Genomic DNA, 9,590 nt, shown 5'->3' with positions numbered 1-9,590 from the left:
AAGATGAAACGAAAGTGCCGAGTTGCTGATTGCCGTTGGTTCCGATATTAGCCCTTAGTCTCAACAAGGAGATCCAGTTGGCGTTTTCCAGGAACTTTTCCCTGTTCACTGTCCAACCCAGTCCAACTGCCCAGAAACTTTCGTATTTTTTTTGTGAACCGAAAACGGTGGAACCGTCCATTCTGAAAGTGGCATCTGCATAGTACTTGTTGTTATAGCTGTAATTGATACTGCTTAAAGCATTCACCTGCCTGGCCTTTACTTCAGCATATGCCGGCTTTGAATTGATGGCATAACCGGAAGCAAAAGCGGGGTTCGGATCCACACCATCCGGAAATCCAACGGCCGTAAAGCCGAGATCTCTTTTGTTCCTTTCAATCACTTCCGTTCTGAGGTTGCCGGTAAGACTATGTTTTTCACGGAATACGCGCTGATAAGTGATCATCGCGTTGCCCTGGTATTCCCAGTTCTTCAGTCTTCCATAATCGTAAGTTCCTTTCTGTTCGATGGGAACTGCATCGAATCTTGTGTCGGCTGCAGATACGAATGCAATCCGGTCGCCGGATTCAGCCACTACCTGGAGTCCTGCAGTAAAACGCCAGTCGCGGCGTATGTCCCATATCATTGAAAGATTATTCTGGATCCGGAAGAGATTGTTCTCATTCTTAGGATTCAGCGTGGAATTATAAATTGGGTTGGGTGTTTTGCGTTCTGTAAAAGAGAGATAATAATAAGGACCTGTAAAAGTTTCAAGATATTTTCCGGTGAACAGGTTGCCATTGGCATTCTGCTTGGGATAGAATGGCGCCATGTTCACATAATCAGAGAAACTTCCGTATGGCGACTCTTTTGCCTTGCTTCCTTCAACGTAAACACGGTTCAGGAAATTGACATTTTTTTTCCTGTAGGCAAGATCAATGGAAGCGCCCCAGGATTCTCTGCCTGATCCTTTCATCACACCCGCTGTATTCCGGTAACTGAGCATCACATCATATTGAAACTCTTCACTTCCTCCGTTGATATTGATATTATGGCCGGCAGTGAGCGCATTGCGCAGGGGCACATTCAGCCAGTAAGTGTTCACGCCACTCAATACAGTTCTTAGCCGCCGGTTGTACAAGGTGTCCTGGCGTAACTGGGAATTTTGCCGATCCCCGATATCATAATATCCCGCCATTTTTTGAAACTCCAGGAATTCAGCAGCATTCATCATATTATAATCGCTCAGATCTGGAATCTCGGCACGGAGATCCAATGTGTAGTTGACCCGCAGGTCGCCCGGGCGTGGACGTTTGGTTTCCACCACTACCACGCCATTGGCTGCCCTTGAACCGTACAATGCAGTGGAAGCAGCATCTTTCAGAATGGTGATGCTGGCTATCCGGTTGATATCCAGGTTGACGATCTGTTCCAGCGTGCTTTCCATCCCATTCAAAATAAAGAGAGGCTGATTGGGGTCTACATCAAAAGATCCCCTGAGTGCGCTGGAAGTGGTAATTGCGGTTGTGCCTCTCAGTTGTATGTTGGGAAGCTGATTGGGATTGGAGCCATTCAGCAGACTGGGATTGATGATGAAGGAGGGATCCAGTGATTTCAGGCTCTGCAATACATTGCCATTACCTACTTTACGTAATTCCTGTCCTGTAAAACTGGATACGGCCCCGGTAAAACTTTCCTTTTTCCTGGTAATGATACCTGCGTTGATCACCACCTCCTTATATTGTTGCTCTGCCCTTTGCAGTGTTATATTGAGTGTGGTAGTGTTAGGAGATAACTTAACCGATCTTGTTGCATGGCCTATATAAGTTATTTCCACAATATCCCCCGCATTGGCATCGATAGTGACATACCCTTCACTGTCAGTGACTTTTGAAACTTTATTCTTTTTGATTGTCACAGTAGCGCCTGAAAGCGGGATGCCGGAAGAATCCGTTACGCGGATTTTTATGGGTATCAGCTGAATTGCGTTCTGTGATATTTCCGGTGTAGGCTCCGGTTGTTGTGCAGCGGGTTTCCTGGAAACAAAAATGGTTTTGCCGCGGATCACATATTTCAGGGGTTGGTCCTTGAAAATGATGTCCAGTGCTTCAGTCAGAGGCAGGTTAATGGCAGTGATGGTTACCGGTTTGGTTCCTTCCAGATCGCGTTTGTTGTTGAATACAACATAACCTGTCTGTTTTTTGATAGAAGAAAAAATGTGATGCAGCGAAAGGTTTTTACCCGAGATAGTGAGTTGCTGAGCGGTCAGTGTAGCCTGTGCCGAAAAGATGGCCAGTAGCGATAGTAGTACGGTCAGTTTCATCGTAAGAAAAATTAATTTCCATTTCCTGTCATAGGTGTAGAAGAAAAATGACAGTTTTAGGATCGGGAGTACTGCTAATTGTTGAAAGCCCTGACCTGCAAGGGGTTCACCGGGCATAGAATACCGGTAACCCCAATACTTTTTTTGCATAAGTTTGCAGCAGTTTGGTTGTTAAAAATGGAGTATAAGCCCTCGGTTTTGATCAGCTGAACATTTACCGGAAGTGTTCTAGCACTTCCGGTTCTGTTTTGTTAACCATGATCATACTTGCACATGAAAAAGAAAAGGTAGGGTACGGACCAGGATAAGGTAGAGCCGGGCAGCACCACTGCCAGAATCCCGGCTCCTGTGATATCCCCTATCACTTTATGATAATCAGTTTTCTTCCTTCCAGTCTGAACTTCAGGCCAATATCCCGGAGGCCTTCGAGTAATTCATTCAGGGTAAGCTCCATTGTGATCTCTCCGTTCAGTTCTATATTTGCGGGGATACCGTTTTCGTAAATTATCTGAATATCGTACCACCTGGCAATCTGCCTCATGCCTTCTTCAAAGGGAATATCATTGAAGTTGAACAATCCCTCTTTCCATGCGATGATCTTTTCAACCGGTGCATTATTCACCACTTTGATGGCAGTTGGCTGCGCTAACGAAAGTTGTGCCTGCTGTCCGGGAGATAATATGGTCCCGCTATTGGCTGTGCCCGGCCCGGAAACAATATTGATCACTTTCACTTTCCCTTCGATCAGTGTGGTATTGATCGACGCTTCATTGTCAAAGGCACTCACATTGAAAGCTGTGCCCAAAACTGAAATGTCCAGTTTCCTGTTCACCAGTACATTGAAAGGTCTTTTCTGATCGGGCGCAATCTCGAAATAAACTTCTCCTGTCACTTCCACCTTTCTGTCCGGGCCAAACACAGTAGGGTAGCGGATGGAGCTGGCATTGTTCAGCCATACTCCGGAACCGTCCGGCAAGGTCAGGCGGAAGCGGCGGCCATTGGGGGTGGATATGGTATTGTATACGATATCCACGCCGTTACCTTCGTACTTCAATGTTCCATTATGAACGCTGACCGTTTTTCCGCCCTGCAGGGCAACTATACCATTTTTGACTGTATCCAGCAGTATTTCAGAACCATCTGCCAGCGTCAATGTTGCCCCGGACCTGCCAGGTACGATTTCCGGATTCTGAACAACACTGTGTTCCTGATCCTTGTTTGTATTGAAAAACCACAAAAAACTGCCAATTGAAAGAGCGAATAAAACGGCAGCAGCGATCCACCACCGTTTTTTGATTTGCAGAACGTATACTGGTTTTGACTTAAAAACACGATGTTTAATAATTTGAAAGAGCTGCTCTTCTTTCTCTGAACTCCAGTATGGATCAACCCTCTCTTCAGTGAAAGTTGCTATCATATCCTTATCAAGCAGCTCTTTCATTTCGGGTGCTGTCAGCGAAGTCCGAAGTTCTTCCCATTCTTCCTGGGTGAGAGTGTCTGCTTTAAAGCGTTCCAGCAATATTTTGAACTGCTCTGGTTTCATCGTGTATAGTATTAAAGACGCAGCACTGTTACATGAGGCGTAGTGGATGGAAAAAAATATTTAAAACAAATGGGAATCCTTTGTGGAAATGAAATAGAGAGCGGCCACGAATGCCGAAGAATGGCGCAGGATATAAGCTCTGACGGATTTTCTGGCCACTTCCAGGTGTTTTTTGACAGTGGCGCGGGCAATATTCATCTCCTCCGCTATTTCATCGAGGCTTTCATCCTGTTCTGTATGTCTTTGATATACTTCTTTCTGTTGTGCAGGTAATTCCAGAATAGCTCTGGCATGAAGGTCGCGCAGTTCTTTTGTGTCCAGCGGATTGTATTCATATCCGGTGCCGGCAGTACGGAGGGATTGGAGCCGGATATCTTCCAGCCGTTTTACCTGTACCGTCATCTTCCGGAGATGATCGAATACCAGGTTCCTGGTGAGAATGAAAAGGAAGTCTTTGAAGGATTGGATATTACGAAGTTCCTCCCTTCGCTCCCAGCAGCGGATGAATGCCATCTGTACCAGGTCTTCCACTATCAACTCATCCTTCAGGTAAAGCCTTGCGAAGGAAAACACCTTCCCGCTGTACAAATGGTACAGGTCTTTGAATGCAAGCTGATCCCCGTCAGCCACCAATGATAATAGTTCTCTTTCCTGTTGTGATAGGTTAGTAGGCAATGAGTTCGATTTTTATACCGTTGGCAATACTATATTAATTAATCTCTCAGGAACGGCCAAATCATTTACCTTCCTGTTATACCCGGCAATGATTCCTGCTTTTTCTTTACCATGGTAAATGGTTTATCAATAATTTACTATAAAAGATAAAAGCATGGCTTTTTAAGCACCTGATAAATATCAGGCTATCCACAATTTGGAATGCCTGTTTGTTCGCTGGATAAAATTGACAGTTACAAGTAAGCATATAACTAACGGTAACGAACACACTATTCTAAATAAAACAGAAAGAGGGTGCCTCCTGTATGAGACACCCTCTTTTTTGCAAAGAGGAAATATGTTATCCGCTTATTGCTCCAGTTTGATTTCGCCTACATCTGTAGGTTGGCCATCTGTTACAGTTACACCATCCTTGGCGGCATTTTTATACGGAGGTTTTGCTTCAACAATCACTCTGTATGTGCCAGCCTTGGCGCCGGAAATAGTGAAGGTGCCTGATTCAACGGGAGCCTTCAGTGTATCTGTTCCAGACAATGCCCATACGCGTACTGCACCATCAGCAGGAGATATTGTTCCTTTGATTGTTCCTGTCTGAATGCCTTTGAACGCAAATAATCCTGCGGTAGCAATAGTCAATGCTACCAAGCTTACCTTGATGCTTTTCATAAATGAAAAATTATAGGTTAATAAAAATGGTTTATTACTTTCTTAGCAACATTTCAATCGCACGTTAGAGTAAGTTGGGTTGTTAGGTGAGTGAAAACAATGACTGTGCCATAAATATTTTTAGTGAATAAAAATGCAGTGGCACGATTATTTAGAACTGCCGGTTTTTTCAATTATTTTTTCGTGAGCAATAAAATCCCCACTGGTTACGTGTTTCAGCAGTTAATTTCTTAACGTATCCTTTAATCTTCGTTCACATTCAGGTAATGCAGGCTTTGCAACTTTGCAGCGTGATCTAAAAACAAAATCACATCAAAAACCTGGATTATGAAAACCTCAAAATGGTTATTCAACCTTCTCCTGATCAGTTCTTTGTTATTTGTATCCAATGGATTTGCAACAGCACAGCAACAAGCCATGGCTGTTATCACAGATCCAGTTGCGCTAGTGATGGAGGTAACATTCAACGGCACGGAAGGGAATTTTCTGGTATTTACCGTGAAGACGCTTTCTCCGGCCAAAAGCTACTTCTCCATCAGGAACGACGCCGGAAACGATCTGCACCGCGAAGTGTACTACGAGGGAAACAACCTCCGCCGCTTCAAGATCGAAAAAGGCGAGCTTCGCAGCGTACAGTTCATCCTTGCCATTAATCGCAAACAGTTCGCACGCACCTTTAAGGTCAGCACCTCTTACCAGGAGCAGACCGATGTAGAAGAAACTACTGTAAAAATGGTTCCCTGACCAACCATTACCTGACTAGCTGTTATTTCACTCCTTTTTTGATATTCTTAAGCACTAGGCCGGCGCAGCCATCACCCGGATGCCTTTCCGGGGCAGGTGGCTCCTCCGGCCTCTCTTTTTGTCTCCCCGGCCGGTGCAAACCCAATTTTCCACATACCTTAATATCTCCCCCAAATCCCTTCTGCTTCCCTTTTGCTATATTTGCCCGTTCCAGCGCATCCCTATACATTATAACTGATTTATTTTAATATATAAGTAGCTTACGAACAGGATTAATACTATGGCAAAAGAAAAAGAAACCACCCAGCAAGGCGAGTATACCGAAGACTCGATACGGAGTCTCGACTGGCGCGAACATATCCGTCTCCGCCCGGGTATGTATATCGGCAAGCTCGGAGATGGCTCCAGCCCGGACGATGGGATCTACGTTCTGCTCAAAGAGGTGATCGATAACTGTATCGATGAACATACCATGGGCTACGGTAAACAGGTGGAAATATCCATTGAAGGAAAGAATGTGTCCGTGCGCGACTATGGCCGCGGGATTCCCCTCGGTAAAGTGGTGGACGTAGTGAGCAAGATCAATACAGGCGCCAAATACGATAGCAAGGCCTTCCAGAAATCAGTAGGTCTGAACGGTGTGGGTACCAAAGCGGTGAACGCCCTCAGTACTTATTTTAAAGTAACCGCCTACCGCGACGGAAAGGAAAAGACCGCCGAATTTGAAAAAGGCGTACTGATAAAGGAACATAAAGAAACTAAAACTGACGAGCCTAACGGTACACTGATCAGTTTTGTCCCAGATGAGACTGTGTTCAAAAATTTCCATTTTCTCCACGAATACCTCGATGGCCAGCTCTGGAATTACTGTTATCTCAATGCCGGTCTGGTGCTGAACCTGAACGGTAAGAAATATGTGAGCAAGAACGGTCTGCTCGACCTGCTTCAGCGTAAGACCAATGAGGATGAGCTCCGTTATCCCGTGATCCACCTCAAAGGAGAAGACATTGAAGTGGCCATCACCCACGAAAACCAGTACGGAGAAGAATATTACTCCTTTGTTAACGGCCAGTATACCACGCAGGGGGGTACCCACCTCGCAGCCTTCCGCGAAGCATTCGTGAAAACCATCCGCGAATTCTTCAAAAAAGACTACGATGCGGCCGATATCCGCGGCAGCATTTGCGCCGCTGTTTCCGTTCGTGTACAGGAACCCGTATTCGAAAGCCAGACCAAGACCAAACTCGGTTCACAGGTGGTTTTCGAGAACGGTCCAACCATGAAGAACTTCGTGAACGACTTCCTGTCGAAGGAACTCGATAATTTCCTGCACCGGAACCCCACTACAGCTGATGCACTCAAAAAGCGTATCGAGCAGAGTGAGCGCGAGCGCAAGGAACTGGCCGGTATCAAGAAGCTCGCCAACGAGCGCGCCAAAAAGGCCAACCTGCATAATAAAAAGCTACGCGACTGCCGCTACCATTATAATGATGAGCCCAGTGGTAAAGAGAAGGAGAGCGTTCGCCAGAAAATGAGCGAGAGCACCATCTTCATCACCGAAGGTGACTCTGCCAGCGGAAGTATCACCAAGAGCCGCAGCGTGGAATCACAGGCTGTATTCAGCCTTCGCGGTAAGCCTCTCAACTGTTTCGGCCTTACCAAAAAAGTAGTGTACGAAAACGAAGAGTTCAACCTGCTTCAGCATGCCCTGAATATTGAAGAAGGATATGAAGGCCTTCGTTATAATAATATCGTGATCGCTACCGATGCCGATGTGGACGGTATGCACATCCGTTTGCTCATGATGACCTTCTTCCTCCAGTTCTTCCCTGACCTGGTGAAGAACCAGCACGTGTACATCCTGGAAACGCCGCTCTTCCGCGTGCGAGATAAAAAGGAAACCATCTACTGCTACGACGAAGAAGAGAAGGCAAAAGCCATCAAAAAACTCGGCGGCAAACCGGAGATCACACGCTTCAAAGGGTTGGGTGAGATTTCGCCCGACGAGTTCGGCCGCTTCATTGGTCCGGAAATGCGCAAGCAGCCCGTGATCATCGAACAGGGCGAGCACGTGCAGCAACTCCTGGAATATTATATGGGTAAGAACACCCAGGAGCGTCAGGAGTTCATTATCGAAAACCTGCGTGTAGAGCTGGATCTGGCCGAAGAAGGAGCAGATGTAAAAAGATAGGAAAACGTTTTTTGTAATAAACGAACCAACTAAGTATGATTCATATCGTTTTCAATGAACCTGATATCAGTGTGCTGCAAAAAGCCATTGAACTGGATGAAAGCCTCCAGGGCGATGTGGTGCTGATCAGGGATGATTATGCTGTAGGGCCGATCGCCAATGTATATACCGGCGAAGGCATCGAAGCGCGCAAACAGTTCTGGCGCGATGTACTCGCCGGAACAGATGCCGAAGGCACAGTGGATAATGGTGAAGTGGATGATTACAAAACCGTGGCTGAGCTGGTAGGCTCCATGCGCCGCAATCCCGATGAGATCATCTGGATCTGGGCTGCACAGAATAAACATGATGTAAGCGGCTACTACTGGCTGCTCAATTATATGGCGGAATTCCAGGGAAGGGTATTCATCCTGTACCTGAACAACCTGCCCTTCATCAATGAGAAAGGTCTCATTTTCTACCCTGAATGGTTATCCGTAATTCCGCCGAAGGAGTTTCTGAAAGCCAGGAAACTGGCTCGTCCCATTACGCTATCCGAATTTGAAGTGGATCCTGATGAGTGGAAGAAACTCATGCAGGAGAACAAAGGAGTGCGTATCCTGGAAGGGGGTAAAAAGCTCGGTCATCACGACTATGATTATTATGATGCCGACCTGAAAAAATTCATCACCAACGACTGGCAGAAAGCCAGCAAGATCATTCACCAGTTTCTCTCAAAGAACAAACAGACTACCGGTGATATGTACATGCTGTGGAGGCTCAAACAATTGGCCGCTGCCGGAGAATACGATGTTCAGGGAGAGCTGAAAGGCTTCAAGGATTTTGAAGTAAAAGCGAAGTCGGCCGTTCAGGCGTCCGCTGCAGAACAGGAATAATAATACATAACATACAAGCGCTAAGGCTGAAAGAATCTTATGGCTAAATCGAAAATATCAGAACAGGCTTTGGAGAGCAACTCGGGCGTATCGGGCCAGTACAAGACCTGGTTCCTGGATTATGCCTCTTATGTGATCCTGGAGCGTGCAGTACCTGCGGTGGAAGACGGTCTCAAGCCCGTACAACGCCGGATCCTGCATGCCATGAAAGAAATGGATGATGGCAGGTTCAATAAAGTGGCCAATATCATCGGACAGGCCATGCAGTATCACCCGCACGGTGATGCCAGCATCGGAGATGCACTGGTGAACATGGGACAGAAAGACCTGCTGGTAGATACCCAGGGTAACTGGGGAGATATCCGCACCGGCGACGATGCGGCCGCTGCCCGTTACATCGAGGCCCGCCTCAGCAAATTTGCGCTGGACGTGGCTTTCAATAACAAAACCACCGAGTGGGGAATCAGTTACGACGGTCGTAAGAACGAGCCCGTGACCCTTCCCATGAAATTCCCGCTCCTGCTGGCGCAAGGGGCTGAAGGCATCGCGGTTGGCCTTGCCACCAAGATCCTCCCGCACAATTTCAATGAACTC

Annotated in this window: 8 protein-coding genes; 4 read left to right on the top strand and 4 right to left on the bottom strand. The window is 46.5% G+C overall.

Features of this window, described 5'->3' with window-relative positions; translation table 11 throughout:
- The 4 genes from ACTHMC_RS07190 to ACTHMC_RS07175 form a co-directional block, all read right to left on the bottom strand.
- Positions 1–2,302, bottom strand: a 2,302-nt coding sequence (locus ACTHMC_RS07190; RefSeq protein WP_440412131.1) for a SusC/RagA family TonB-linked outer membrane protein, incomplete at its 3' end; no start/stop codon positions are given.
- Positions 2,303–2,663: 361 nt separating this feature from the next.
- Positions 2,664–3,845, bottom strand: coding sequence for a FecR family protein (locus tag ACTHMC_RS07185; RefSeq protein ID WP_440412129.1), 1,182 nt, complete (start codon positions 3,843–3,845; stop codon positions 2,664–2,666).
- 60 nt (positions 3,846–3,905) lie between these two features.
- A complete protein-coding gene (locus tag ACTHMC_RS07180; RefSeq protein WP_440412128.1) occupies positions 3,906–4,520 on the bottom strand; it encodes an RNA polymerase sigma factor in 615 nt (204 codons plus the stop codon).
- Between the two features lie 348 nt (positions 4,521–4,868).
- Entirely contained in the window at positions 4,869–5,186 is a 318-nt protein-coding gene (locus ACTHMC_RS07175; protein ID WP_440412127.1) for a carboxypeptidase-like regulatory domain-containing protein, read from the bottom strand.
- A 327-nt stretch (positions 5,187–5,513) separates the two neighbouring features.
- On the opposite strand from ACTHMC_RS07175, the gene ACTHMC_RS07170 reads away from it, so the two are divergent.
- From ACTHMC_RS07170 to ACTHMC_RS07155, 4 genes are all read left to right on the top strand, one after another.
- Positions 5,514–5,930, top strand: a complete 417-nt coding sequence (locus ACTHMC_RS07170; RefSeq protein WP_440412125.1) for a hypothetical protein — start codon at positions 5,514–5,516, stop codon at positions 5,928–5,930.
- A 280-nt stretch (positions 5,931–6,210) separates the two neighbouring features.
- The gene (locus ACTHMC_RS07165; RefSeq protein ID WP_440412124.1) at positions 6,211–8,121 is read left to right on the top strand and encodes a DNA topoisomerase IV subunit B; all 1,911 of its coding nucleotides are present in this window, start codon (positions 6,211–6,213) and stop codon (positions 8,119–8,121) included.
- Positions 8,122–8,156: 35 nt separating this feature from the next.
- Positions 8,157–8,996 (top strand): DUF1835 domain-containing protein, encoded by an 840-nt coding sequence (locus tag ACTHMC_RS07160; RefSeq protein ID WP_440412122.1) that lies wholly within the window; start codon positions 8,157–8,159, stop codon positions 8,994–8,996.
- A gap of 39 nt (positions 8,997–9,035) precedes the next feature.
- Positions 9,036–9,590, top strand: a 555-nt coding sequence (locus ACTHMC_RS07155) for a DNA gyrase subunit A (RefSeq protein WP_440412121.1), incomplete at its 3' end; no start/stop codon positions are given.

The sequence above is a fragment of the Pseudobacter sp. genome, from assembly GCF_051955275.1.
Lineage (GTDB): Bacteria > Bacteroidota > Bacteroidia > Chitinophagales > Chitinophagaceae > Pseudobacter.
Note: the sequence above shows the minus strand (reverse complement) of the source record. Positions and strands in the feature narration are given on the sequence as shown.